This is a genomic window from Microbacterium sp. NRRL B-14842 (assembly GCF_050470785.1).
The window spans coordinates 2,731,823-2,757,265 of the sequence record NZ_JBFLUM010000001.1; the positions used below are offsets into that span (position 1 = coordinate 2,731,823).

22 protein-coding genes and 1 pseudogene are annotated in these 25,443 nt (G+C 70.7%); 8 read left to right on the top strand and 15 right to left on the bottom strand.

Translation table 11 applies throughout. From position 1 onward, the window contains the following. Window positions 1–9: 9 nt before the first annotated feature. The 9 genes from AB1285_RS13345 to AB1285_RS13385 all read right to left on the bottom strand — a co-directional run bounded on the left by AB1285_RS13345 (window position 10) and on the right by AB1285_RS13385 (window position 10,284). Window positions 10–546, bottom strand: a complete 537-nt coding sequence (locus AB1285_RS13345; protein ID WP_187663063.1) for a flavin reductase family protein — start codon at window positions 544–546, stop codon at window positions 10–12. After that, window positions 543–1,892, bottom strand: coding sequence for an FAD-dependent oxidoreductase (locus AB1285_RS13350; RefSeq protein WP_366237318.1), 1,350 nt, complete (start codon window positions 1,890–1,892; stop codon window positions 543–545). The genes AB1285_RS13345 and AB1285_RS13350 overlap by 4 nt, the downstream gene beginning before the upstream one ends. Beyond that, on the bottom strand, window positions 1,889–2,215 hold the full coding sequence (fdxA, locus tag AB1285_RS13355; protein ID WP_025103996.1) for a ferredoxin: 327 nt from the start codon (window positions 2,213–2,215) through the stop codon (window positions 1,889–1,891). Before fdxA ends, AB1285_RS13350 begins: the two co-directional genes overlap by 4 nt. Before the next feature lie 157 nt (window positions 2,216–2,372). Continuing rightward, the gene (locus AB1285_RS13360) at window positions 2,373–4,625 is read right to left on the bottom strand and encodes a glycoside hydrolase family 3 N-terminal domain-containing protein (RefSeq protein WP_370429063.1); all 2,253 of its coding nucleotides are present in this window, start codon (window positions 4,623–4,625) and stop codon (window positions 2,373–2,375) included. Continuing rightward, window positions 4,625–5,773, bottom strand: a complete 1,149-nt coding sequence (locus AB1285_RS13365; RefSeq protein ID WP_292796196.1) for an ABC transporter permease — start codon at window positions 5,771–5,773, stop codon at window positions 4,625–4,627. The genes AB1285_RS13360 and AB1285_RS13365 overlap by 1 nt, the downstream gene beginning before the upstream one ends. A gap of 1 nt (window position 5,774) precedes the next feature. Further along, complete coding sequence (locus AB1285_RS13370; protein WP_292796193.1) at window positions 5,775–6,863, bottom strand: ABC transporter permease; 1,089 nt, start codon at window positions 6,861–6,863, stop codon at window positions 5,775–5,777. Further along, a complete protein-coding gene (locus AB1285_RS13375) occupies window positions 6,860–7,666 on the bottom strand; it encodes an ABC transporter ATP-binding protein (RefSeq protein WP_259954957.1) in 807 nt (268 codons plus the stop codon). Before AB1285_RS13375 ends, AB1285_RS13370 begins: the two co-directional genes overlap by 4 nt. Then, window positions 7,663–8,487: an ABC transporter ATP-binding protein gene (locus tag AB1285_RS13380; RefSeq protein ID WP_280565248.1), complete on the bottom strand. Its 825-nt coding sequence runs from the start codon at window positions 8,485–8,487 to the stop codon at window positions 7,663–7,665. Before AB1285_RS13380 ends, AB1285_RS13375 begins: the two co-directional genes overlap by 4 nt. Window positions 8,488–8,619: 132 nt before the next feature. Further along, complete coding sequence (locus AB1285_RS13385) at window positions 8,620–10,284, bottom strand: ABC transporter substrate-binding protein (protein WP_370429062.1); 1,665 nt, start codon at window positions 10,282–10,284, stop codon at window positions 8,620–8,622. 153 nt (window positions 10,285–10,437) lie between these two features. On the opposite strand from AB1285_RS13385, the gene AB1285_RS13390 reads away from it, so the two are divergent. Together AB1285_RS13390 and AB1285_RS13395 are read left to right on the top strand one after the other, a co-directional pair. Then, window positions 10,438–11,082: a TetR/AcrR family transcriptional regulator gene (locus AB1285_RS13390; RefSeq protein WP_187663056.1), complete on the top strand. Its 645-nt coding sequence runs from the start codon at window positions 10,438–10,440 to the stop codon at window positions 11,080–11,082. A 22-nt stretch (window positions 11,083–11,104) separates the two neighbouring features. After that, window positions 11,105–12,364, top strand: a complete 1,260-nt coding sequence (locus tag AB1285_RS13395) for an amidohydrolase (protein ID WP_370429061.1) — start codon at window positions 11,105–11,107, stop codon at window positions 12,362–12,364. A 10-nt stretch (window positions 12,365–12,374) separates the two neighbouring features. Here the strand turns inward: AB1285_RS13395 and AB1285_RS13400 are convergent, their stop codons facing one another. Genes AB1285_RS13400 through AB1285_RS13415 form a run of 4 tightly spaced genes read right to left on the bottom strand, consistent with a single transcriptional unit; the run spans window position 12,375 to window position 14,748 of the window. Continuing rightward, window positions 12,375–13,079 (bottom strand): GTP pyrophosphokinase, encoded by a 705-nt coding sequence (locus AB1285_RS13400; RefSeq protein ID WP_259954947.1) that lies wholly within the window; start codon window positions 13,077–13,079, stop codon window positions 12,375–12,377. A 53-nt stretch (window positions 13,080–13,132) separates the two neighbouring features. Continuing rightward, window positions 13,133–13,396: a type II toxin-antitoxin system RelE family toxin gene (locus AB1285_RS13405; RefSeq protein WP_187663053.1), complete on the bottom strand. Its 264-nt coding sequence runs from the start codon at window positions 13,394–13,396 to the stop codon at window positions 13,133–13,135. Beyond that, window positions 13,393–13,653 carry a type II toxin-antitoxin system prevent-host-death family antitoxin gene (locus tag AB1285_RS13410; RefSeq protein WP_085604709.1) on the bottom strand — a complete coding sequence of 87 codons (261 nt, stop codon included), beginning with the start codon at window positions 13,651–13,653 and terminating at the stop codon, window positions 13,393–13,395. The genes AB1285_RS13405 and AB1285_RS13410 overlap by 4 nt, the downstream gene beginning before the upstream one ends. 33 nt (window positions 13,654–13,686) lie before the next feature. Next, window positions 13,687–14,748, bottom strand: coding sequence for a VanZ family protein (locus AB1285_RS13415; protein ID WP_187663052.1), 1,062 nt, complete (start codon window positions 14,746–14,748; stop codon window positions 13,687–13,689). A 224-nt stretch (window positions 14,749–14,972) separates the two neighbouring features. On the opposite strand from AB1285_RS13415, the gene AB1285_RS13420 reads away from it, so the two are divergent. Further along, window positions 14,973–16,922, top strand: coding sequence for an APC family permease (locus AB1285_RS13420; protein WP_370429086.1), 1,950 nt, complete (start codon window positions 14,973–14,975; stop codon window positions 16,920–16,922). 9 nt (window positions 16,923–16,931) lie between these two features. Here the strand turns inward: AB1285_RS13420 and AB1285_RS13425 are convergent, their stop codons facing one another. Continuing rightward, the gene (locus AB1285_RS13425) at window positions 16,932–18,338 is read right to left on the bottom strand and encodes a PLP-dependent aminotransferase family protein (protein WP_370429060.1); all 1,407 of its coding nucleotides are present in this window, start codon (window positions 18,336–18,338) and stop codon (window positions 16,932–16,934) included. Here AB1285_RS13425 and AB1285_RS13430 point away from each other — a divergent pair. Together AB1285_RS13430 and AB1285_RS13435 are read left to right on the top strand one after the other, a co-directional pair. Beyond that, on the top strand, window positions 18,337–19,317 hold the full coding sequence (locus tag AB1285_RS13430) for a DMT family transporter (RefSeq protein WP_429977476.1): 981 nt from the start codon (window positions 18,337–18,339) through the stop codon (window positions 19,315–19,317). The two genes, AB1285_RS13425 and AB1285_RS13430, sit on opposite strands and share 2 nt — an antisense overlap. Continuing rightward, a pseudogene (locus AB1285_RS13435) lies at window positions 19,290–19,884 on the top strand (FMN-binding negative transcriptional regulator). Before AB1285_RS13430 ends, AB1285_RS13435 begins: the two are co-directional and overlap by 28 nt. Window positions 19,885–19,955: 71 nt before the next feature. Here AB1285_RS13435 and AB1285_RS13440 read toward each other — a convergent pair. After that, window positions 19,956–21,104: an SLC13 family permease gene (locus AB1285_RS13440; protein ID WP_370428276.1), complete on the bottom strand. Its 1,149-nt coding sequence runs from the start codon at window positions 21,102–21,104 to the stop codon at window positions 19,956–19,958. A 281-nt stretch (window positions 21,105–21,385) separates the two neighbouring features. On the opposite strand from AB1285_RS13440, the gene AB1285_RS13445 reads away from it, so the two are divergent. From AB1285_RS13445 to kdpB, 3 genes are read left to right on the top strand one after another with little or no spacing between them, the layout of a single operon-like run. Then, window positions 21,386–21,475: a potassium-transporting ATPase subunit F gene (locus AB1285_RS13445; protein WP_036292752.1), complete on the top strand. Its 90-nt coding sequence runs from the start codon at window positions 21,386–21,388 to the stop codon at window positions 21,473–21,475. Further along, a complete protein-coding gene (gene kdpA, locus AB1285_RS13450; protein WP_370428054.1) occupies window positions 21,475–23,151 on the top strand; it encodes a potassium-transporting ATPase subunit KdpA in 1,677 nt (558 codons plus the stop codon). Before AB1285_RS13445 ends, kdpA begins: the two co-directional genes overlap by 1 nt. Before the next feature lie 2 nt (window positions 23,152–23,153). Beyond that, the gene (gene kdpB / locus AB1285_RS13455) at window positions 23,154–25,430 is read left to right on the top strand and encodes a potassium-transporting ATPase subunit KdpB (protein WP_370428055.1); all 2,277 of its coding nucleotides are present in this window, start codon (window positions 23,154–23,156) and stop codon (window positions 25,428–25,430) included. The last annotated feature ends 13 nt before the right edge of the window (window positions 25,431–25,443 follow it).

A 25,443-nucleotide genomic window follows, 5' to 3' on the forward strand; every position in this document is an offset into this window, starting at 1 on the left:
GTGACGGGGTCAGAGGGCGGTGTCGTGGGACAGGGCGTGGAATCGGCGGTCGATGTAGACGAGCGGGCGGGCGGGGCGGCCCGCGAGCACCTCGAGCACCTCGGCGATCACCACGGTCGACGAGCCGACGGGCACGGTCTGGATCGCTCGGCAGCGCAACGCGACCCTGGCCTCCGCCAGGTGCGGCTCCCCGGTCGGCAGCGTCGTCCAGCCCTGCTCGGGCGTGAAGCGCTCGGAACCGCTCACCGCGAAGCTCTGGGCGAGCGCGGAGTGCTCGTCGTCGATGAGATGCACGACGAAGGTCTCCGCGCCGAGGATGGCCCCGGCGCTTCCGGTCGCCCTGGTCACCGAGAACACGATGGCCGCCGGATCGACCGCGACCGACGACACGCTCGACGCCGTGAGGCCGACGGGGCCGTCCGGACCCTGCGCCGTGATGATGGCGACACCGGCGGGGTGGGTGCGGAACGCCGCCTTGAGCCCCTCTCCGACCGGCGTGGGCACCGGAGCGGCGGGGTGCGGGGTGGTGTGCGGGTCGCGGGTCATCGGGTGCTCTCCTCGAGAGGGATGGGGGTGGGGGTCGCGTGGGCGCGCATGGCCGCGCGGTCGACGAGCTTCGTGCGCTCCCGGCCGCGGACGGCTCCGGCGCGGCGCTCGGCCTCGTCGATGCGCAACCAACCCTCCCAGTCCACCACGCCGGGGAGGTCCAGGGGCGGGTCCCGGTCGATGCGGGCGGACGGAGTGGCAGCGAGGTCCTCGACGAGATGCTGCACGGTCTGCGCGGCGTCGGACTTGGTCGAGCCGATGAGTCCGATCGGCCCGCGCTTGATCCAGCCGGTGGCGTAGAGGCCGGGGACGGGCGTGCCGTCGGCATCGAGCACCCGCCCCTCCGCATTCGGCACGATGCCCCGTGCCGCGTCGAACGGCACACCGGGCACGGGCGAGGAGAGGTAGCCGATCGCCCGGTAGACGGCGCCGACCTCGTAGCGCACGAGCTCGCCGGTGCCGACCATGCGTCCGAGCGGATCGGACGCGGTGCGCTCGAACTCGATGCCCTCCACGCGGTCCGCACCGAGGACGCGGACGGGTCGATGCCGGAAGTGCAGGTGGATGCGCCGGGAGGCCCCGGCGGACGGACGCTGCGCCCACTCCGTGAGGGTGCGCACGATGATGCGGCGCTGGGAGAACTGCTCCAGCATGCGGGCGGCGTGGTCGTCGAGCTCGAGATCGGCGGGATCGACGATCACCTCCACGTCGTGCTGCTCGCCCAGCTCGCGCAGCTCCAGGGCCGAGAAGCGCACATCGGCCGGGCCACGGCGGGCGAAGAGGTGCACGTCGCGGATCCGACTCGCGGCGAGCGCGTCGAGGATGTGGTCGGGGGTGTCGGTCGACTCCAGCGCCGCGGCGTGCTTCGCAAGGATGCGCGTGACGTCGAGCGCGACGTTGCCTGCGCCGAGCACGGCCACGGACTCCGCCTCCAGACCCCAGCCCTGGGCGACGTCGGGGTGCGCGTCGTACCAGGCCACGAACTCCGCGGCGCCGTACGATCCGGGAAGGTCGGCTCCCGGCACGTCGAACGCCACGTCGCGGTCGGCTCCGGTCGCGATGACGACGCCGTCGTACGCCCGGCAGAGCTCGTCGACCGTCACATCGACGCCGACCTCGACGTTGCCGCGCAGCCGGATGCCGGGCTGGAGGAGTACGTCGTGCAGCGCATCGATGATCTTGCGGATGCGCGGGTGGTCGGGGGCGACGCCGTAGCGGACGAGGCCGTACGGGGCGGGAAGCTTCTCGTACAGGTCGATGGCCGCCTCCGGCACCTGCGCCCGGAGGAGGTCGGCGGCGTAGATGCCCGCGGGGCCCGCGCCGACGATGGCGATGCGCGGGGTCACTCGTGCACCTCCTGCGGTGGGAGCGCGGCGATGAGGGGGTGGTCGTGCCGGATGAGTCCGGTGCGGGCGGCGCCGCCGGGCGAGCCGATCTCGTCGAAGAACTCGACGTTGGCCTTGTAGTAGTCCTGCCACTCGTCGGGGAGGTCGTCCTCGTAGTAGATCGCCTCGACGGGGCACACCGGCTCGCACGCCCCGCAATCCACGCACTCATCCGGGTGGATGTAGAGCGACCGTTCGCCCTCGTAGATGCAGTCGACGGGGCATTCGTCGATGCAGGCCTTGTCCTTGAGGTCGACGCACGGCAGCGCGATCACGTACGTCATCGCGACTTCTTCTCTGTCCCACTCACGCCCTCCACCGTAAAACCTCAAGTGCACTTGAGGTCAAATCGAGGCGCCGAGACCCCGGCCTCGCGCCGAGACCCCGCCGCCGCCGCGCGGATACGACGGGGTCTCGGCGGGGAAGCGGGGTCTCGGGGAATCAGGACGGGGAGATCTCGAAGGGGGCGGGGAGGAGGTGCTCCTCGCGGGAGCTGGGGCCGACGAGGAGCGTGAAGGCACCGGGCTCCACGGTGCGGACGCCGGCGGCGGTCACGATCGTGCAGTCCGCGACGGGGACCTCGATCCGCACGCGGGCGCTCTCCCCCGGCGCGAGCTCGACCTGCCGGAAGGACTTCAGTTCACGGTCGGTCCAGCTCACGCTCGTCACCTCGTCCCGCACGTAGGCCTGCACGGTCTCGCGGACGGGCCGGTCCCCCGTGTTCGTCACGGTCACGTGCCCCACCACGGTGTCGCCGAGGCGCAGCTCCGTCTGCTCCAGCTCCAGGTCCGCGTACGCCACGGTCGTGTACGACCGGCCCTCGCCGAAGGCCCACGCGGGCGCCTGGGTGAGGTCGGCGTAGCGGTCGCCGTGCTGGCCGCGGATCTGGTTGTAGTAGGTCGGCTGCTGTCCGACGTGCCGCGCGAACGAGATCGGCAGCCGGCCCGAGGGCTCCACGGCACCCGTGACGATGTCGGCGAACGCCCGTCCGCCCTGCATGCCCGGGTTGGCCGCCCACACGACGGCCGCCGCGCGCTGCACCGAAGATGGGAGCACGAGAGGCTTGGACGCCAGCAGCACCACGACGACGGGCGTCCCGGTCTCGATGAGCGCATCGAGCAGGGCGTTCTGGCCGCCGATGAGCTCCAGCGTGGCCGTGGACCGTCCCTCGCCCACGAGCTCGATGCGATCGCCCACCACCGCGACCACGACGTCCGCGGCCTCGGCGGCGGCCACCGCCTCCGCGATCAGCGCGGGATCCGGCGGGCACGGCTGCACCACCGGAGGACGCGGCTGGTTGTCCGGGAAGTGCGTGCCGCGGGGGTCGTCGGCGAGCGTGAGGATGTCGGCGCCGCGCGTGTGCGTGACCGTCCACGCGTCCACCGCGCGGAGGCCGTCGAGCACGGTCGTGATCATCTCGCGGGGCTGTCCGTCGAGCCAGCCCGCCTGGCCCGAGCCGCCCGCCCAGTCGCCGAGCTGCGTCTGCGCGTCGTCCGCGAGCGGCCCGGTCACCGCCACCCGCAGCGGCTCCGCGGAGTCCAGCGGCAGCAGGCCGTCGTTCTCGAGGAGCACGAGCGAGCGGCGCGCGATCTCGAGGTTGAGCTCCGCATGCGCGGCGCTGCCGATCACGGCGGACACGTCGTCGCGGGGCAGCCGGGGGTCTTCGAAGAGTCCGAGCTCGAACTTCAGCGTGAGGATGCGGGAGACCGCGTCGTCGAACGCGTCCTCCGGCAGCAGCCCCCTGGCGACCGCGTCCAGCGCCCCCTCGACGAACCCGGGCGTGGTCATCACCATGTCGTTCCCTGCGCGCACCGCGGCGGCCGCCGCATGCGTGAGGTCGGGCTGCACCCGCTGCTCCCACACCATCCGGCCCACGTTGTCCCAGTCGGTGATGAGCGTGCCGGTGTAGCCCCACTCGCCACGGAGCACGTCGCTGAGCAGCCACTCGTTCAGCGTGATGGGCACCCCGTCCGTCGTCTGGTAGCCGAGCATGAACGTCCGGCAGCCCTCGCGGGCGACCCGCTCGAACGGCGGCAGGAACCAGGAGCGCAGCTTGCGCGGGGAGATGTCCGCCTCGCTCGCGTCGCGTCCACCCTGCGTCTCCGAGTAGCCGGCGAAGTGCTTGGCCGTGGCGAGGATCGCGGTGGGGTCGTCGAGCCCGTCACCCTGATAGCCGCGCACCATGGCCGAAGCCAGCTCCCCGATGAGGAACGGGTCCTCCCCGAAGGTCTCCCCCACCCGCCCCCAGCGCAGGTCGCGGGCGATGCAGAGCACCGGCGAGAACGTCCAGTGGATGCCGGTGACGGCGACCTCCTCGGCCGTCGCCCGCGCCACGCGCTCGACAAGCGCCGGGTCCCACGAGGCCGCCATGCCGAGCTGCGTCGGGTAGATCGTGCCCCCAGGGAAGAAGGAGTGACCGTGGATGCAGTCCTCGCCCACGAGCAGCGGGATGCCGAGTCGGGTCTGCGCGACCAGGACGGCAGCCCGCCGCAGACGCTCGTCCGAGGCGTGCAGGATCGAGCCCGCGTGCCGCCGGAGCACGTGGTCGTCGATGTCGTCGCGAGCGTCGAGCTGGAGCATCTGCCCGACCTTCTCCTCGAGCGTCATGCGACTGAGGAGGTCGGCCGCGCGCTCGGGGATGGAGAGAGCGGGGTCCTGGTACGGGAGCTGCGTGGTCAGAGTCTGAGAGGTCATCACTTCGTGTTCTGGTTCGTGTGCGGTGTCGCGGTGTTCGAGGAGTCGGTGGTGCCGGAAGCGCCCGGCGAAGTCGCCGACGATACGGGATCGGGGCTCTTCTCCGGCAGGGGCACGCTGCGGACGGCCGTGACGGCGTCGTTCACGTTGAGCCCCTTCTTCTTCATCGCCCTGGCCCGCTCTCCCGCCGAGCGCAGGCGCGGGTTGACGTACTCGTCGATGCCGAAGTTGATGAGCGAGAGCGCGACGCCGATGATCGCGATGCAGAGCCCGGCCGGCACATACCACCACCACAGCCGCGGGAACGCGCCGTTCTGCTGGGCCCAGAACAGGATCGTCCCCCAGTTCAGGTTGCTCACCGGGATCACGCCGATGAACGCCAGGGTCGTGAGCCCGAGGATCGCGGCGGTCACGGTACCGACGAAGCTCGAGGCGATGAGCGCGAGGAGGTTCGGCAGCATCTCCACCGTGATGATGCGACGCAGCGGCTCGCCGTTGGCGCGCGCCGCCTGGATGAAGTCGCGGTTGCGCAGCGACATGGTCTGGGCGCGCAGCACGCGGGCTCCCCACGCCCACCCGGTCAGCCCGAGCACCGCGGCGATCACGATGAGCGGCGGGTTCTCGAACTGGGAGGCGATGATGATGATGAGCGGGATGCCGGGGATGACGAGGAACACGTTCGTCAGCGCCGACAGCGACTCGCTCCGCCACCCGCGCACGTAGCCCGCGATGACGCCGATGGTGATCGCGATCGCCGTGGCGATGAAGGCGGCGAGGAAGCCGACGACGATGACCCCGCGCGTGCCGTAGATGATCTGGCTCAGCACGTCTTCGCCCATGTGCGTCGTGCCCAGCCAGTGCTCCCAGGAGGGCGGCTGACGCAGCGCCGTGCGGTCCTTCTGGGTCGGCCCGTACGGGGCGATCCACGGAGCGAGGATCGCGATGAGCACGAACACCCCGAGGATGATGAGCCCGGCGATCGACTTGGGATTGCGGAACATCGCGAACGCCTGCGCGAGCTGCGACCAGAACGTCTTGCGCGGCGGCGCTCCCGCCGGCGGGGTGCGCAGTGTCGCGGTCTCGGGCATGCCGGAGACGACGGCCGATCCGTCGGGCGCTGTCGTCGCTGCGGTGGTGGGAACGGTCATGTCAGGACTCCATCTGGCGCGTGCGCGGGTCGAGGTCGGCGTAGACGACATCGGCGAGGATGTTGGCCACGAGCACGGAGAGGGTGATGACGAGGAACACGCCCTGCATGAGCGCGAAGTCCTTCGCGTTGGTCGCGTCGAGCAGCAGCTTGCCGACACCCGGATAGCTGAACACCATCTCCATGACGATCGTGCCGCCGACGATGAAGCCGATCGACAGCGCGAAGCTCTGGATCTGCGGGAGCACGGCGTTGCGGGCCGCGTACGCCCAGAGCACGCGTCGGTTGGGCATGCCCTTGGCCTGGGCGACGGTGATGTAGTCGTCGTCGAGCACGGTCAGCATCATGTTGCGCATCCCCAGCACCCAACCGCCGAGCGATGCGACCACGATCGTCAGCGCCGGGAGGGTGCCGTGCGCGATCACCTGCCCGATGAAGTCGAGACTCCATTCCGGCGACTGCCCCTTGTCGTAGGCATGCGAGGAGGGGAACCACTTCAGCGTCGAGGAGAAGATGGCGATCGCGATGAGGCCGAGCCAGAAGTACGGGATGGTGTTGAAGAACGTCGTCACCGGGATGATCGCGTCGAGCTTGCTCCCGCGCTTCCAGCCGACGATGGCGCCGGCGACGGTGCCGAGCGCGAACGAGATGATCGTCGCGATGCCCACCAGCCCCAGTGTCCAGGGCAACGCCGCCCCCAGCACCTCGGCCACCGGCCGCAGCCCGTGCAGGGTCGAGATGCCGAGGTCGCCGCGGAGCAGCATGCCCCAGTACTCGAGGTACTGCTGCCAGAGGCTCTTGTCGGTGTCGATCCCCAGCAGGATGCGCAGGGCGTCGGCGGCCTCCGGGCTCACCGTGCGGTTGCGGGCGAGGTAGGACGTCACCGCGTCGCCCTTCATCAGCCGCGGCAGGAAGAAGTTGATGGTGATCGCGGCCCAGAGCGTGAAGAGGTAGAACGCGGCGCGTCCGGCGAAGAAGCGCCAGGGCACGCGCCGGGTCCCGCGGTCCACCGTCGTCGCGGTCGTCCCCGCCTCCCGTGCGCCCTGCGCGATGAGGTCGTTGTCGTCGAGCTGCGGAAAAGCCGTGCTCACCGCGCACCTCCGTTCGATGCCGCCGACGCGAAGTGCTTCTCCGGGTCGGGCGATGCGGCGCGCAGAGCGCGGGTGTAGGGGTCCTGTGGATCGAGGATCACGTCGTCCGCCGTGCCGTACTCGACGACCCGGCCCTGGTTGAGGACCATGATCTCGTCGCTGAAGTGGCGTGCGGTGGCGAGGTCGTGGGTGATATAGAGCACGCCGAGCCCTTCCTCACGCTGCAGATCGGCGAGGAGGGTGAGCACCCCGAGCCGGATGGAGACGTCCAGCATGGAGACGGGCTCGTCGGCGACGAGGAGCGACGGCCGGGAGGCGAGCGCCCGCGCGATGGCGACACGCTGGCGCTGCCCGCCGGAGAGCTCGTGCGGTCGGCGGTCGATCACCGCATCCGGGTCGAGGCGCACGCGCTCCAGGAGCCGGCGCACCTCGGCCTCCGTCTCCGCTCTGGGCACCACGTCGTCGAGGCGGATCGGCCGCTCCAGGTGGTAGCGGATCGAGTGGTACGGGTTGAGCGAGGCGAACGGGTCCTGGAACACCATGCGCAGTTGCTGACGGTACTTCCGCAGGCCTCTGCCGCGGCGCGGGATGGGCGTGCCGTCGAGCAGCACCTCACCGCTGGTCGGGGTCTCGAGCTGGGTGAGGATCTTCGCGATCGTGGACTTGCCGCTGCCAGACTGTCCGACCAGGCCGATCGTCTGCCCGGAGGTGAGCGTGAAACTCACGTCGTCGAGGGCTTTGATCTGGCCGGCGCCTCGGACGTTGTACGCCTTCGTGACGTGACGGAATTCGAGGGTGGTCATCGCACCAGCACTCCTCTCTCCCCGGTCAGCCGGGGGAACGACGACAGCAGGGTCTTCGTGTACTCGTGCTCGGGCTGCGTCCAGATGCGCTCTGCCGTATCGAGCTCGATGATCTCTCCCTCGCGCATGATCGCGATCCGGTCGCTGATCTCCAGCAGGAGGGGGAGGTCGTGCGTGATGAAGACGACCGAGAACCCGAACTCGTGCCGCAGCTGCGAGATCTGCGTGAGGATCTCCCGCTGCACGAGGACGTCGAGCGCCGTGGTGGGCTCGTCCATCACCATGAGCTGCGGCCGCAGCGCCAGGGCCATCGCGATCATGACGCGCTGCCGCATGCCTCCGGACAGCTCGTGCGGGAAGGAGCGAGCACGCTCACGCCCGACCTTCACGATCTCGAGCAGCTCCTCCGCCTCGGCTCGGCGCTGCTTCCGGGTCATGTCGGGTCGGTGGATCTCGAACACGTCCTCCAGCTGCGATCCGACCGTCGCCACCGGATTGAGGGCGTTCATCGCCCCCTGGAACACCATCGACACCTTGTCCCAGCGGAATCGCTGCATCGCGTCGACGTCCAGCGCGTTGATGTCGATGTCGACACCGGTCACGTCGTGGAAGGTGACGCTGCCGCTCGTGATCACGGCGGGCGCGCGCAGCAGCCGCTGGACGCCGTACGCGAGCGTCGTCTTGCCGCAGCCGCTCTCGCCGGCGAGGCCGAGGATCTCGCCGCGCTGCAGCTGGAGGGTGACGTTCTTCACCGCCGCGACGGGCGGGTCGACGTCGTACACGACGGAGAAGTCGCGCACGGTGAGCAGGGGATCTGGCATGGTGCTCCTAAGTGGGGGCGGGCCCTTCGACAGGCTCAGGGACCCAGATGGGTGGCTGAGCCTGTCGAAGCCCCGCCGTGGGTGGCTGAGCCTGTCGAAGCCCCGCCGTGGGTGGCTGAGCCTGTCGAAGCGCTAGTCGGCGAGTTCCAGCTTGGTGAGGATCTGCACGATGTTCTGCTGGGTCGGATCGGCCGAGGCGTACGGGTCCTCCTCGGAGGGCCAGCCCACGTAGTTCCGGGTGTTGAACTCCCCCAGCAGCGGGTGCGCGCCGAGCGGGATGGCGGGCACCTGCTCGACGAAGATCTCCTGCAGCGTGGTGAGGGCGGTGGTGCGCTCCTCGTCCGACGATGCGTTGGCGTAGCTGTTCAGCGCCGCCGTGGCCTCCGGGTCCTCGAAGCGGCCGAAGTTGAACCCGGCGATACCCTCCGAGGAGATCCAGCGGGGGTCCATGGTCGAGGTGTAGAGGCCGTAAGCGGTGCCGCTGTCCTCCAGCCAGTGGATGATCGCGGAGAACGTGCCCTCGTCACGCGGGACCTGCCAGCCGCCCCAGTCGGGCATGTCGATCTTCACCTCGGCACCGATGGCCTCGGTCACATCCTCCGCGATGAGCTCCTGTGCCGTGTTCCAGTCGCTCCAGCCCGAGGGCACCGACAGCGTGAACGAGACGGGGGTGCCGTCCGGATCGATCAGCGCGTCGTCCTTCCAGGTGTACCCGGCTGACTCCAGCAGATCCCGCGCCTTCTCGGCGTCGACGGCGTACTCCTGGCCCTCGAACTCGGGCTGGATCTCGTCGTCCAGGATGGACGACAGTCCGGTCACCGACCAGACCGGCTCGCTGGCGCCCTCCCGGGCGATGTCCACGTAGGCGTCGCGATCGATGACCCAGGCGAGGGCCTGGCGGAACGTCGGGTCGTCGAACGGCTTCTGCTGCAGGTTCATGAAGAGCGTCGCCGAGCCGGTGGTCGGGGCGGCCCAGAACTTGTTGTGCTCGGGGTCGGCGTCGAGGAACTGCTCCTGGATCTGCGGGATGAACGCCTGCGCCCAGTCCGCCTCGCCCTGGGCGAGGGCCGTGGTCAGCGCGGTGTTGTCGCCGTAGGAGACGTAGTGCAGCTCGGGCACGGCGAGGTCGCCGCCCCAGTAGTCGTCGCGCGCGGTGAGCGTGACCGACTCGGTGGACCAGTTGGAGAGGGCGTAGGGGCCGGTGCCGACGAGGTCGTCGCCCTTGACGGGATCGGTGGCGGGGTCGTCGAGGTTCTCCCAGATGTGCTTCGGAACGATCGGCACGTGCAGGACGCGCGCCTGGTTGACGTACTTCGACTCGCCGAACGTCAGGGTGACCGCGTCGCCGTCGACGGTGGCGCCCTCGAACTTCAGACCGGCCGTGTCCAGCGCGGGCGTGGAGACGAGCTCGTACGAGTAGACGATGTCGTCGGCGGTGAACGGCTCCCCGTCGCTCCAGGTGACGTCGGGGCGGGGCACGACGGTCACGGCGGTGTAGTCGTCGTTCCACTCGATGCTCTCCGCGAGCCAGGGGGTGACCCCGCGGTCTCCGGTCTGGTTGACGAGGCCAAGGGTCTCGAAGACGACCTTTCCGTAGCCGTACTTCGAGGCGGACGAGTCTCCGACGTACGGGTTGTTCGACTCGGTGGTGATGGCGCCGTCCGGCTTGGCGATGGTGAGGGCGACGGCCTCGCCCGCGGCGGCGTCGTCGCCCCCTCCGGACGAGCATCCGGCGAGCGCGGAGACGCCGAGGACGGCGACCGCGCTGGCGGCGATCAGGGTTTTCGTGAGCTTCATTGCTTCTCCTTGGGCACGGGTCCTTGTGCGGCGACGCGGCCGACGGATCGCCTCCGACCGCGCTTTCGCTTACTGTCGAGAAAGTAAGCTGTGGAGAGGTTACCGAGGAGTAAGTTGGTTGGCAAGCAGAGTGCGACGAGGGGAGGTGGGCTCATGACGGACGACGTACACACGGTCCGGGTGCGCCCGGCCACGCGGGAGAAGCGCGAGCAGATCCTCAAGGCTGCGGTGGAGATCTTCGGCAACAAGGGCTCCACGAACGGCACCCTCGCCGATGTCGCCGAACAGGTCGGCATCACCCACGCGGGCGTCCTTCACCACTTCGGCTCGAAGCAGAAGCTCCTCCTCGAAGTGCTCGCCTACCGGGATCAGGCCGACGTGGCCGACCTCGCCGAGAAGCACATCCCCGACGGGCCGGAGCTCTTCCTCCACCTCGTCCGCACGGCGTTCGCCAACGAGAAGCGGCCGGGCATCGTGCAGGCCTACACGGTCCTGTCCTCCGAGTCGGTGACCGACGACCACCCCGGCCGCGAGTACTTCGAGGACCGCTACACGACCCTGCGCCGGGAGGTGACGGCGGCGTTCGGCGAGCTCTGCGCTCAGGAGGGCGTGACCGAACCCGCGACCATCGCCGCCGCCTCGGCCGCCATCCTCGCCGTGATGGACGGGCTGCAGCTCCAGTGGCTCCTGCACCCCGGAGTGGTCCCCCTCGGCGCCGCGAGCGAGTTCGCGATCCGCGCGATCGTGAACGGCGTGCTGCATCCGGGACCGGCCCTGGAGTCCTACGCGCGGCCCTGACCTCCCGGCTAGGCTCGGGCGCATGGCCATCGACCTCGAAGCGCTCTACATCGATCTGCACCAGCACCCGGAGCTGTCGTTCCAGGAGACCAGGACCGCGGGCATCGCCGCCCAGCACCTGCGCGACCTGGGGCTCGAGGTCGAGGAGGGGGTCGGCGTGACCGGCGTGGTCGGCGTGCTGCGCAACCCTTCGACAGGCCCTTCGACGAGCTCAGGGACCCAGGTCGAGGAGTTCCCGCGGCCGGTGGTGTGGGTACGCGCCGACATGGACGCGCTGCCGGTCGAGGAGCAGACGGGTCTGGCGTACGCGAGCACCGCGAAGGGCGTCGACCCGGCCGGCACCACCGTGCCCGTGATGCACGCGTGCGGCCACGACATGCACGTCACCGCGATGATCGGCGCCGTGCAGAAGCTGGTCGACACCCGCGGGGAGTGGTCGGGCACCCTCGTCGTGCTCATCCAGCCCGCGGAGGAGTACGGCGCCGGCGCCAGGGCCATGCTCGACGACGGCCTGCTCGCCCGCTACCCGAAGCCCGACGTGGTGCTCGGTCAGCACGTCACCCCGCTCCCGGCGGGCATCATCGGCGTGCGCAGCGGCACCCAGATGGCCGCCTCCGACGGCCTCACCGTCACCCTGCACGGCCGCGGCGGCCACGGCTCCCGCCCGCACGCCACGATCGACCCTGTCGTGATGGCGGCCGCGACCGTGATGCGCCTGCAGACGATCGCCTCCCGCGAGATCGACCCGCAGGGCGTGGCCGTGGTGACCGTCGGATCGATCCACGCCGGACTCAAGAACAACATCATCCCGGCCGAGGCGAAGCTGGAGCTCAGCCTCCGCTATCCGAACGAGGACGCGCGCGAGAAGGTGCTGAAGAGCGTCGAACGGATCGTGCGCGCCGAGGCCATGGCGTCCGGTGCCGAGCGCGAGCCCGAGATCCACACGCAGCACACGCTGCCCGCCACGATCAACGACGAGGAGGCGACGGCGCGGGTCTCCTCGGCGCTGCGTCGCGCGCTCGGGGACTCGGCCGTCGTCGACCCCGGCATGTTCACCGGCAGCGAGGACGTCTCGTGGTTCGCGCGCGACGCCGAGGTCCCGCTCGTGTTCTGGTTCTGGGGCGGCGTCGACCCCGCCCGATTCGCCGAGGCTCTTGCGGCGGGGACCGTGGGGAAGGACATCCCCACCAACCATTCACCCTTCTTCGCGCCGGAGATCCATCCGACGATCGAGGTCGGGGTCACCGCGATGTCCGCGGCCGCCCGCGAGTTCCTCGCCTGAGGCGGGGCGCTCAGACCTCGACGACGCGCGGCGCAGGCGGAGGAGGCGGGGCGAGCTGTCGCTGCGGCACGCCGTGCGCCTCGCGGTGCAGCCGCTCCATGCGGGTGTCGAGCTCGGCGGCGGCATCGGCGGCATCGCTGAGGCTGTCGACGAGGTGCGCGGGCACCTGGTTGGAGAACTTGTAGTAGATCTTGTGCTCCAGGCTCGCCCAGAAGTCCATCGCGATGGTGCGGAACTGCACCTCGACCGGTACGGCCAGCGCCCCGGTCGAGAGGAAGACGGGGACCTCGATGATGGCGTGCAGGCTCTTGTACCCGTTCGGCTTCGGATTCGCGATGTAGTCCTTGACCGTGCGGACGGTCACGTCGTCCTGCGCGGTCAGCAGATCGAACAGGCGGTAGACGTCGGCGACGAAGCTGCACGTCACCCGCACGCCGGCAATGTCGGTGATCTCCGTGCGGATGCGATCGAAGTCCGGGTCGTCGATGCCCTTCCTGGCGATCTTCTCGACGATGCTGTCCGGCGACTTGAGCCGGCTCTTGACGTGCTCGATGGGGTTGTACGCGTGGTCGTGGGTGAACTCGTCGCGGAGGATCGAGATCTTCGTCTCCACCTCGCGCATCCCGAACTCGTACTCGCGGAGGAAGCGCTGCAGCTGGTCGCGGAGCTCCTTCGCCTCGGAGATCAGGTGCTCGTCGACCGGGATCACGCTCATGAGGACGACGTTATCGATCCGTGATCGGAAACCCCTGTGGATTCGAGATGCCGTCAGAGGTCGTAGACGTCCCGCCGGTGGGCGACGCGGACCACGGTGACGAGCACCCGCTCGTCCACGACCTCGTAGAGCACACGGTAGTCGCCGATCCGCACGCGCCAGGCGTTGTCGAACCCGGCGAGCTTGCGGACGCCGTGCGGACGAGGCTCCCTTTCGAGGTCGGAGATCCCGGCGAGGATGCGCCGACGGAGCGGAGGATCCAGCTTGCGGACCTCCTTCGCCGCTGCGGTGGTGAACTCGACGCGGTACCGCGTCACGGGAGTTCCGCACGGAGGTCATCGAGCGAGACTCGACCCCCGTCGTCCGCCGCCTTCGCCGCTCCGAACTCCGCCGCATCTCGCGCAGCCTCGAGCTCTTCCAGGAGCTCGAGATCGTCGACGCCGATCACGACCGCGGTGAGCTTGCCGTGACGCGTCACCCCCACCCGCTCCGCCCCGTACGCGACACCGCCGAGAACGTCGGCGAGCTGATCGCGCAGGTCCTTCGACGGCACGCTGCGGCTGAGAGTGTTCATGCGTACAGAATACCTCTTATGTACATAATGGGCTCAACTCTTCGCGGTCACGCGGGCGTCCTCGAGGTGCTGGCCGGAGAGCAGGCCGGGAAGCCCACGACCCTGGCGGGTGGTGAACAGCAGCACGATCGCGACGAGGATCAGCAGCGAGGACAGCGCGTCGAACACCCCGCCGAGCATCCCCAGCGCCGTGAGTCCGCCGATGCCGCCCGCCCAGCGCAGCAGCCGGGCGAGCGCGGCCGGCAGTCGCGACCCGGTGTAGCGCAGCTGCACGGCGAGGTCTCCCACCGAGCGGCCGGTGACGAGGATGATCACGAGCCACAGGGCACAGGCGGTCGCCGTGCTCACCGTGCCGGCGAGGGTGCCGTCGAGCACGGCCTGACGGTCCTCCACGACGTACTCGAGCCAGAGCTGCACCGCGACGCCCCCGGCAAGCACGACGAAGCCGTTCGCGAGCCCGTCGCAGAGCATCGCCAGCGCGCGGCGACCGCGCGTGACGGGACGGGGCTCATCGGCGTCGGCACGGGCCTGAACTCCGCGCAGCGACCGTGGCACCACGAGCGCGAGGACGGAGCCGACGACCGCTCCGGTCGTGTTCGTCATCAGGTCGCCCACGTCGAAGAAGCGGTAGGCGCACGGGTACAGCCCCCAGACCCCGGTGAGCTGGGTGGTCTCCACCAGCAGGGACAGACCGAACCCGACCACGAGGGCGGTGGGGAGGCCGCGGCCGCCCAGCACGCGGAGGAACGCTCCGAGCGGGACGAACAGCAGCACGTTGAACACGAGTTGGAGCAGGGCGGGCTGGCGCAGCGGGTTGCCCGGAGCGGCGAACGCCTTCTGCACGTCGCGCACGACGGACATCGGGTCGGTGATCGCCCCCACGCAGCGGATGGTGTCCGGGTCGGGAAGCGGCAGCAGCGTGTACGTCCAGATGGCCCAGAAGTAGACGAGCGCCGCGAGCCAGAGCAGCGTGCGTCCGAGCGAGAGGCGTCCGCGGCGGCGGTAGCTGATCGCGACGAAGGGCACGAAGAGCACGACGCCCACGGCGAGGCCGATCGCCACGGCGATGACCCCCAGAACCACCTGATCCCCCACTGACGCAAGGATACCGGGAGGCCGTGAGGATTCCGTGAGGGAGCGCCACCGCGCCGTAGGGATTCCGTGAGGATCGCGTGAGGGCGGCTGCGGTCGGCGTAGTGTCGCCGGACGTGTCAGAACAAACGAGGCCGACCCCGGACGCGCCGCCGCGCGCCAAGCGCATCCTGCTCGGCGACCCGCTCACGAGCGCCCAGGTCGACGAGCAGCTCCTCCCCAAGCGCATGGCGCTGCCGATCTTCGCCTCGGACGCGCTGAGCTCGGTGGCATACGCCCCACAGGAGCTCGTGATGATCCTGCTCATCGGCGGTCTCACGTTCCTGTCGTTCACCCCGCTCGTCGCGGCGGCGGTCGTCGTGCTGCTGCTCGTGGTGGTGCTGAGCTACCGGCAGCTCATCAAGGCGTACCCCTCCGGCGGCGGCGACTACGAGGTCGCGTCGAAGAACCTCGGCGAGGTCCCCGGGGTGATCGTGGCCGCAGCGCTCCTCGTCGACTACGTGCTGACGGTGGCGGTGTCGGTCGCCTCCGGGGTGGACAACATCATCTCGGCGGTGCCGGGTCTCGATCCTCTTCGCGTGGAGCTCGCCGTCGGCTTCGTCGTGCTCATCATCATCGTGAACCTCCGCGGGGTGCGCGAGGCCTCGCTCGTGTTCGCCATCCCCACGTATGTGTTCATCGGCTCGGTCGGCGTCATGATCGTCACCGGGCTCGTCCGGACGGCCCTCGGCGACGCCCCGGTCGCCTCCAGCGCGGAGTTCGCCGTCCAGGCCGAGAGCCTCAGCCAGGCGGCCGTACTGCTGCTCATCCTCCGCGCGTTCTCCAGCGGCTGCTCCGCGCTGACCGGGGTCGAGGCCGTGTCGAACGGCGTCCCCGCGTTCCGGGCCCCGAAGGTGCGCAACGCCCAGTCGACGCTGGTGCTCATGGGCACCATCGCGATCTGCCTGTTCTCCGGCCTCACCGCCCTCGCCCTCATCGCCGGCGTGCACTACGCCGAGAACCCCTGCGACCTCATCGGCTTCGACTGCACGACCCCGCAGCCGAGCCTGATGGCGCAGATCGCGGCGGCGACGTTCGGCGGCGGCAGCATCCCGTTCTTCATCGTGCAGGCGGCCACGGCCTGCGTGCTGCTCCTCGCGGCGAACACCGCCTTCAACGGCTTCCCCCTGCTCGGCGCCGTGCTCGCCCGCGACGGCTACGCCCCGAAGTCGCTGAACACCCGCGGCGACCGGCTCGTGTTCTCCAACGGCATGATCCTCCTCGGGATCGCCGCGATCGCCGTGCTCGTGGTGTTCCAGGCGCGGCTGACGACGCTGATCCAGCTGTACATCATCGGCGTCTTCGTCTCCTTCTCCCTGGGCCAGATCGGCATGGTGCGGCACTGGCGACGGCTGCTGCGCGCACCCGTCCCCCCGAACGGCGACGGCGCCGCGGACCGGCGTTCCGCGCGGGTGGGGCTGCTCATCAACTCCGCCGGGGCGACGCTGACGGTGCTCGTGCTCGTCATCGTCACGATCACGAAGTTCACGCACGGCGCCTATCTCGTGTTCTTCGCCATCCCGGTGCTGGCGTTCCTGATGATCGGCGTCAAGCGCTACTACCGGGATGTCGAGCACGAGATCGCGATCGACGACACCACCCGGTTCGGCGCCTCGGGCGACGTCGCCATCGTCCTCGTGAACCATCTGCAGAAGCCGGTCATGAAGGCCATCGACTACGCGATCGCCGCCAAGCACGACAAGACCCTCGCGGTGCACGTGGCCGTCTCCCAGGAGGACGCCGCGCGTCTGCAGCAGGAGTGGGCGGACCACCTCGTGCCGGTGCCGCTCGTGATCGTCGAGTCGCCGTACCGCTCGTTCGCGCAGCCCGTGACGCAGTTCATCCGGCAGTACCGCGAGAAGCACGGATCCTCCGTCGTCACGGTCTACCTGCCGCAGTACATCGTGGGGCACTGGTGGGAGAACTTCCTGCACAACCGGCGCGCCCGTCGCCTCGCGAACCAGCTCATGCTCGTGCACGGGGTGTCGATCACCCTGGTGCCGTGGCTGCTCGACTCGTCCGAGCTCATCTACGGCCGGCGCTCGCGTCCATTGCCCGGTCAGGAGAGGGCGGGGCGGCCCGTCGTGGTGGCCGGGCGCCGGGCGCACCGCCCCGCCGGGCCGCCGTCCGAGTCCTGACGGCGACGGTCAGGTTCCGGCGAGGATCGCGCCGAGGATCGCCGCAGCCTCGGGGAAGCGGGACGGGTCGGCGCTCGCGTAGTTGAGCCGTACGTACGCCCCCGACGGCTCGGCGGGGAACCACTCACTCCCCGGCGCGATGACCAGGCCGCGCGCCGCGCACTCGCGGACGACCGCGGCGGCGTCGGTGCCGTCCGGCAGCCGCAGCCAGAGGTTCAGCCCGCCGACCGGCACGGCCTCCACCAGCGCGGTCGGCGCCTGCGCGGCCAGGCACGACAGCAGGAGATCGCGCCGCGAACGCAGCTGCTCGCGGAAGCCGCGGAGGTGCGTGCGCCATGCGGGCTGGGTCACCACGTCGAGCGCGGCCGTCTGCAGGAGGCCGCTGACGTACATCGACTCCGCCGCGCGATCGGCGAGGATGCGGTCCCTGGCGGGACCGCGCGCGATCACCGCCGCCACCCGCAGGGACGGCGACACGCTCTTCGTCAGCGAGCGCAGGTACACCACATGGCCGTCGTGGTCGGAGGCGGCCACGGGGCGGGGGTCGGCGTCGATGCCGAGGTCGTGCGCCCAGTCGTCCTCGATGAGGAAGGCTCCGTGGCGACGGACCGCGTCGAGCACGGCCTCACCGGTCGCCGCCGGCCACTGCGCTCCGGTGGGGTTCGCGAACGTGGGCTGCGCGTAGAACGCCCGGGCTCCGGTCTCGGCGAGCGCCCTGTCGACCGCGTCCGGATCCGGACCCTGCGGACCGGAGGGGACGGGAACGAGCACGACCCCCGCCTGCTCCGCCGCGAGCAGGGCACCCCAGTACGTCGGCGACTCGATGAGCAGCGGCCGGCCGACGCCGACGACCGCCCGGAAGATGGAGCTCAGTCCGCTCTGACTCCCGGAGATGATGACGGCGTCGCGGGCGGTCGGCACCGTGATCCCGGCCGGGGCCGCCGCGGCCAGCTCCGCCGCGAACCACTCCTGCAGTCCGGGCTCGCCGGCCGCGGGCGAGCGGGTGAGAGCGGACGCGGTCCGGGAGGCGCGCACCAGGGCCTGCCGTACCAGCCGCTCGGGGAGGAGATCCGGAGCGGGATACCCGGAGTGCAACCCGATCGCGTCCGGCGAGGTCGGGCGCTGCGCCGAGGAGAGACCGTCCAGGCGCACGGCGGCCGCGCCAAGAGCCCCGGCCTGCCAGCCGTAGTCGGCCGGCAGGACCGTGCGCGCCGCGCGCACGAAGGTGCCGACGCCGGGCCGCGCCTCGACGAGCCCGAGGCGGACGAGCTGCTGCACCGCCTTCTGCACGGTCACGGGGCTCGCGGCGTACTCGGCCGTCAGCGCGCGGTTGGAGGGGAGGCGGGCGCCGGGTGCGGCGGCGGCGATCCACGTCCGGAGGCCGGCCACGATACGTGCGGTGCTATCCTGACTCATGAAAGAACAGAGTAGCGTTATCCGTCCGAACGGAACACTGCTATCCCGCGCCGCCGGTCCCGCCTGGGGCCTCCTGGGCGTCGTCGCCTTCTCGTTCACGCTGCCGTTCACCCGGATCGCGCTCGGTGGCGGGCTCTCGCCGCTGTTCATCGGCTCCGCCCGCGCGGTCGTCGCCGCTGTGCTCGCCGCGCTCGTCCTCCTCGTCACACGCCAGCAGCCGCCGAGCCCGGTCCAGTGGGCGCGACTCGCGATCGTCGCCCTCGGAGTGGTCGCCGGCTTCCCCCTGCTGACCTCGTTCGCCATGACCACCACGCCCGCGAGTCACGGCGCGGTCGTGATCGGCCTCCTCCCGGCCGCGACCGCGGTCGCCGTCGTGCTGCGCACCCGGGAGCGCCCGTCCCCCTCGTTCTGGGTCTTCGCACTCCTCGGCGCCGCCGCGGCCCTCGTCTTCGCGACGCTGCAGAACGGCACGCCCGGCGCGCTCCGCCCCGCCGACCTCCAGCTGTTCGGGGCCGTGATCGCCGCGGCCGTCGGCTACGCGGAGGGCGGCCTGCTCGCGCGCGAGCTCGGTGCCTGGCAGACGATCTCCTGGGCACTCGTGCTCGCCGCTCCCGTCATGCTCGCGGTGGCCATCGCCGCCGGGGTCGCCGCACCGCCCGTCGCCACCCCCACCGCCTGGCTCGCGTTCGCCTACCTGGCCGCGGTCAGCATGTTCCTCGGATTCGTCGCCTGGTACCGCGGCATCGCGATCGGCCCCATGGCACAGGTGAGCCAGATCCAGCTCGTGCAGCCCGTCATGGGCATCACCTGGGCAGCCTTCCTCTTCCACGAGGACGTCGGCCTGGCCACGGTGCTCGGCGGACTCGCGGTCGTCGTGTGCGCCGGACTCGCCGTCCGCACCCGCAGTTCTCCTCCCGCCCCCACCCCCACCCCCACCCGACAGGAGGCGCCATGCGTCACACCCCCCGCTACCTCATGACCGACCCGGAGGAGGTCAAGCGCCTCATCCGCGGCGCACCCGTGGGCGACGTTCGTCTCGCCGACCTCCACCGGTCTCGTCGCCTCGCACTACCCCGTTCTGCTCGACGAGGACGAGGACGGCATCGTGCTCGTGAGCCACTTCGGACGCCCGGACGATGAGCTCCACGAGCTCGGACGACACGAGGTCCTGGTGATCATCCAGGGGCCGCACGACTACGTGTCCTCGAGCCTCTATGCACCGGGGGACCTCGTGCCGACCTGGAACCATGTCACCGCGCACCTCTCCGGCACCCCCGAGATCCTCACCGCGGAGGAGAACTACGCCATGCTCACCCGGCTCACCGACCACTTCGAGGGTGGGCAGCCGCACGGGCGGAGCCTCGCGGAGGACGAGGCGGGCACCCGACGAGCCGCGAAGGGCACGGTGGGCCTGCGGCTCCGGGTCACCCGGTTCGACGCCCGCGCCAAGCTCAGCCAGAACAAGGCCCCCGAGGTGCGCGAGCGCATCGCCGCCCGGTTCGACGCCGTCCACCCCGCCCTGGCCGCCGAGATGCGTCGCGTCTGACCCCCGTTCGAATCGCGCACTGTGCTCCATCTCGGGCGGATTTGCAACACAGCGCGCGATTCGAAACGGGGTCAGAGGACGAGCGTGGCCAGGACGACGGTGGGCACCGCGGCGACGACCCCCCAGAGGGCGAAGCGGCCCCAGCGGATCTCCACCCCGAGCGCCGTCACGCGATGGTGCCAGAGGAGCGTCGCGAGCGAGGCCCACGGCGTGACGAGCGGACCGAGGTTCACGCCGATCAGCAGGGCCATCAGGGCGACCGGGTCCCCTGCCGCGGGTTCGAGCACGAGGTAGGCGGGGAGGTTGTTGATCGCGTTCGCGCTCACGGCCCCGAGCGCGGCGAGCCGGAACAGGTCGCCGGGAGAGTCGCCGTTCGCGGTCGCCGAGGTCAGGAAGTCGAGCAGCCCCTGCGCGTGCGCGGTCTCGACCAGCACGAACAGCGACGCGGCGAGCGCGAGCGCCTGCCACGGGACGAGCGAGAGCCGCAGGGCCCGGCGACGACGGACGGCGAAGAGCGCGATCAAGGCGAGAGCCGCGACCGAGGCGGGGATCCACACGTCGGGGGTCAGCGCGAGCAGCGGCATCAGCACCACGAGGATGCCGGTCGCGCTCCAGAACAGCAGGGGGTCGGCGGGGCGCCGCGCCACGGGCGTCTCGTACGCGCCGAAGACCGTGCGCCGATGCAGGACCGTGAGGATCGCGACGGGCACCAAGATCCCCACGAGCGTGGGCGCCCAGCTCAGCGCGATGAACGCCCCGGGGCCGTACCCCATCGCGGGCGCGGCGAGCAGGTTGGTGAGGTTCGAGACCGGCAGCGCGAGGGACGCGGTGTTGGCGAGCCAGACGGTGGCCAGGGCGAACGGCAGCGGGGAGACGCCGATGCTCTGCGCCAGGACCACCACGACCGGGGTGACGATCACGGCGGTCGTGTCGAGCGAGAGGAACACGGTGCTCACCACGGCGAGCACGACCACCAGCGCCCACAGCACCACCACGCGGCCGCGACCCCAGCGCGCGAGGCGCTGCGAGACGACGTCGAACACCGCCGCATCACGGGCGAGCTCGGCGACGATCGTGATCGCGACGACGAACCCCAGCACGGGCGCGATCCGCGCCCCGAGCGCACCGGCATCCGTGCGCGGCAGGAAGCCCGTGAGCACGCACACGAGCGCGATCACGACGAGCCCGGCGACGATCCCCGCGCCGACGCCGATCCGCATCCGTCCGATCCCCACCTCGTGAGCATAGGGCCGGCGCCACCCTTTCGAATCGCGCACCTGGCTGCATCGGCGGCGGGTTGGGGACCAGGTGCGCGATTCGAAGGCAGGAGGTGTGAGCAACCCGCATGCATCCGGGGGACGGGCGTAGGGGAACCGTGAGGATCGACGGATGCGGCCGGGCGGCGCAGTTGGATCGAGGACGTGCTCGACATCATCTACCTCGCGCTGACCCTGGCGCTGTTCGCCCTCGTGTCCCTCATCGCCAAGGCGGTGGACCGCGCATGATCGTCTTCGAGATCCTCGCCGCCGTCCTCGCCGTCGCCGCGGTCGTCTACCTGGTCGTGGCGCTCGTCGCCCCGGAGCGCTTCTGATGGACGCGACGGTCCTCTTCGGCGTCCTCCAGATCACGGCCGTCGTGGTCGTGCTCGTGCTCCTCTACCGCCCCCTCGGCGACTACATCGCGCACGTCTACACCTCCGGGCGCGACCTCCGCCTCGAGCGCGGGCTGTACCGGGTGATCGGGGTCGACCCCCGCTCCGAGCAGACCTGGCGAGCCTACGCCCGCAGCGTGCTGCTGTTCTCCCTCGTCGGGCTCCTGCTCGTGTACGGGCTGCAGCGGCTCCAGGCCTTCCTCCCCGCCTCGCTGGGCCTGCCCGCCGTGCCGGAGGGACTCGCGTTCAACACCGCCGCGTCCTTCGTCGCGAACACCAACTGGCAGTCGTACTCGCCCGAGCAGACCATGGGCTACACGGTGCAACTCGCGGGCCTCACGGTGCAGAACTTCGTCTCCGCCGCCGTCGGCCTCACCATCGCCATCGCTCTCGTCCGCGGGCTCGCGCGCCGCGGCTCCGCGACGATCGGCAACTTCTGGGTCGACCTCACCCGCGGCCTGGGGCGGCTGCTCCTCCCGCTCGCCCTGATCGGCGCGGTGGCCCTGCTCGCGGGCGGCGTGATCCAGAACGTGAACGGCTTCACCGACGTCGCCACGGTCTCCGGCGGCACGCAGACGATCCCCGGCGGTCCGGTCGCGTCGCAGGAGGCCATCAAGCTGCTCGGCACCAACGGCGGCGGCTTCTTCAACGCGAACTCCGCCCACCCCTTCGAGAACCCGACCGGGTGGACCAACCTCCTCGAGGTGCTGCTGATCCTGGTGATCCCGTTCGCCCTCCCCCGCGCGTTCGGCCGACTGGTCGGCGACCACCGGCAGGGCTACGCGATCGTCGCGGTCATGGGCACCCTGTTCCTCGCCTCACTCGCCGCGCTCTCGGCCCTGGAGCTGGCGGGACGCGGTTCCGCCCCCGAGCTCGCCGGCGCGGCGATGGAGGGCAAGGAGCAGCGCTTCGGCATCCTCGGCTCGACCCTCTTCGGCAGCGCGAGCACGCTCACCTCGACCGGGGCCGTGAACTCGATGCACGACTCGTACACCGCACTCGGGGGCATGATGCCGATGCTGAACATGATGCTCGGCGAGGTCGCTCCGGGCGGCGTCGGCTCCGGTCTGTACGGGATGCTCGTGCTCGCGATCGTCGCGGTCTTCGTCGGCGGGCTGCTCGTCGGCCGCACCCCGGAGTGGCTCGGGAAGCGCATCGGACCGCGGGAGATGACCCTCGCGAGCCTCTACATCCTCGTGGTCCCGGTGCTCGTCCTCGGCGGCACGGCCCTGAGCTTCGCGATCCCCGGGATCCGGGAGGACGTGGAGTCCACGAGCATCCTCAACCCGGGGGTGCACGGCATGAGCGAGGTGCTCTACGCGTTCACCTCCGCCGCGAACAACAACGGCTCCGCGTTCGCGGGGCTCACCGCGAACACTCCGTGGTTCAACACCGCCCTGGGCGTCGCGATGCTGCTCGGGCGATTCCTCCCGATCGTGCTCGTGCTGGCTCTCGCCGGGTCGTTCGCCGCGCAGGAGCGGGTGCCGGCCACGACCGGCACGCTCCCCACCCACCGGCCGCAGTTCGTCGGCCTGCTCCTCACCGTGACCGTCGTCGTGACGGCCCTCACCTACTTCCCCGTGCTCGCACTGGGACCGCTCGCCGAAGGACTCTGACCATGACCCTCCTGACCACCCCTCCCGAACAGCAGGACGCCCCCGCCGTCGCGGCCCGCCCGCCGCGCTCCTTCGGCGGCGCGCAGCTCGCGCAGGCGCTCCCCGGCGCCCTCCGGAAGCTCAACCCCGCGACGCTCGTGCGCAATCCCGTGATGCTCCTCGTGTGGGTCGGCGCCGCGTTCACGACCGTCCTCGCGATCGCGGAGCCCTTCCTCGGCGGGCCCGCCCCGTCCGGCGGCACCCCCGTCCCGGCGGCGTTCACCTGGGGCATCGCGCTCTGGCTCTGGCTGACCGTGTTCTTCGCGAACGTCGCGGAGTCGGTCGCCGAAGGGCGCGGCAAGGCCCAGGCCGCGAGCCTGCGGAACACCCGCACCCAGACGATGGCGCGACGGGTGGTGGGCCCTTCGACAGGCTCAGGGACCCAGGGTGCGGGCTCAGGGACCCAGGGTGCGGGCTCAGGGACCCAGCGTGGCGCCGGGTGGGTCGCTGAGCTCGTCGAAGCGCCGACGGAGACGGTGTCGTCGGCGGAGCTGCAGCGCGACGACCTCGTGATCGTCTCCGCGGGCGAACTGATCCCGGGCGACGGCGACATCGTCGCGGGCATCGCGACGGTCGACGAGTCGGCCATCACCGGCGAGAGCGCCCCCGTCGTCCGCGAGTCCGGCGGCGACCGCAGTGCTGTCACCGGCGGCACCCGGGTGCTGTCGGACCGGATCGTCGTGCGCATCACGTCGAAGCCCGGCGAGACGTTCGTCGACCGCATGATCGCCCTCGTCGAGGGGGCGAGCCGACAGCGCACCCCGAACGAGATCGCGCTGAACATCCTCCTCGCGAGCCTGTCGATCGTCTTCGTCGTCGTGGTCCTCGCGCTGAACCCGATCGCGTCGTACGCCGCGTCGCCCGTGAGCATCCCCGTCCTCATCGCCCTGCTCGTCTGCCTCATCCCGACCACCATCGGCGCGCTCCTCTCCGCTATCGGCATCGCGGGCATGGACCGGCTCGTGCAGCGGAACGTGCTGGCGATGTCGGGGCGGGCGGTGGAGGCCGCGGGCGACGTCACCACGCTGCTCCTCGACAAGACCGGCACGATCACCCACGGCAACCGCCGCGCCCACGCCGTGCTGCCGCTCACCGGGGTGGACGCCGAGGAGCTGCTGCGCACCGCCGCCCTCTCCTCGCTCGCCGACCCGACGCCGGAGGGCGCATCGATCGTCGAACTCGCCGCCGCCCGCGGGATCCGGGTGGAGGCCCCGGCGGACGCCGTCGTCGTCCCGTTCACGGCGCAGACGCGCATGAGTGGTCTCGACCTCGCCGACGGCACGCAGATCCGCAAGGGTGCCGCCTCGGCCGTGGCGGCCTGGCTGGGGCAGACCCCCGGCCCCGAGCTCGCGACCCTCACCGACGACGTCGCCTCGGGCGGCGGCACGCCCCTCGTCGTCGCGGTGCAGGGCCCTTCGACAGGCTCAGGCCCTTCGACAGGCTCAGGGACCCAGCCGGACTCAGGCCCTTCGACAGGCTCAGTGACCCAGGCTGTGGACGCGCGGATCCTCGGGGTCGTGCACCTCAAGGACATCGTCAAGGACGGCCTCCGAGAGCGGTTCGACGAGCTGCGCAGCATGGGCATCCGCACGGTCATGATCACCGGAGACAACCCCCTCACCGCGAAGGCCATCGCGGCCGAGGCCGGCGTCGACGACTACCTCGCCGAGGCCACCCCGGAGGACAAGCTCGACCTCATCCGCCGGGAACAGGAGGGCGGACGTCTCGTCGCGATGACCGGGGACGGCACCAACGACGCTCCCGCGCTCGCCCAGGCCGACGTCGGCGTCGCGATGAACACGGGCACCTCGGCGGCCAAGGAAGCCGGCAATATGGTCGACCTCGACTCCGACCCGACCAAGCTCATCGACATCGTCCGCATCGGGAAGCAGCTGCTCATCACCCGCGGCGCGCTGACGACGTTCTCGCTCGCGAACGACATCGCGAAGTACTTCGCCATCATCCCGGCGATGTTCATGGGGGTGTTCCCCGGACTCGCGGCACTGAACATCATGCAGCTGCATTCCCCGGCCTCCGCGGTCACGAGCGCGATCATCTTCAACGCCATCGTGATCGTGTTCCTCATCCCGCTCGCGCTGCGCGGCGTGAAGTACCGGCCGGCGAGCGCCTCGCAGATCCTGCAGCGGAACCTGCTCGTCTACGGCCTCGGCGGCGTCATCGCCCCGTTCCTCGGCATCAAGCTCATCGACCTCCTCGTCAGCCTCCTCCCCGGCTTCTGACCGGGCTCGAAAG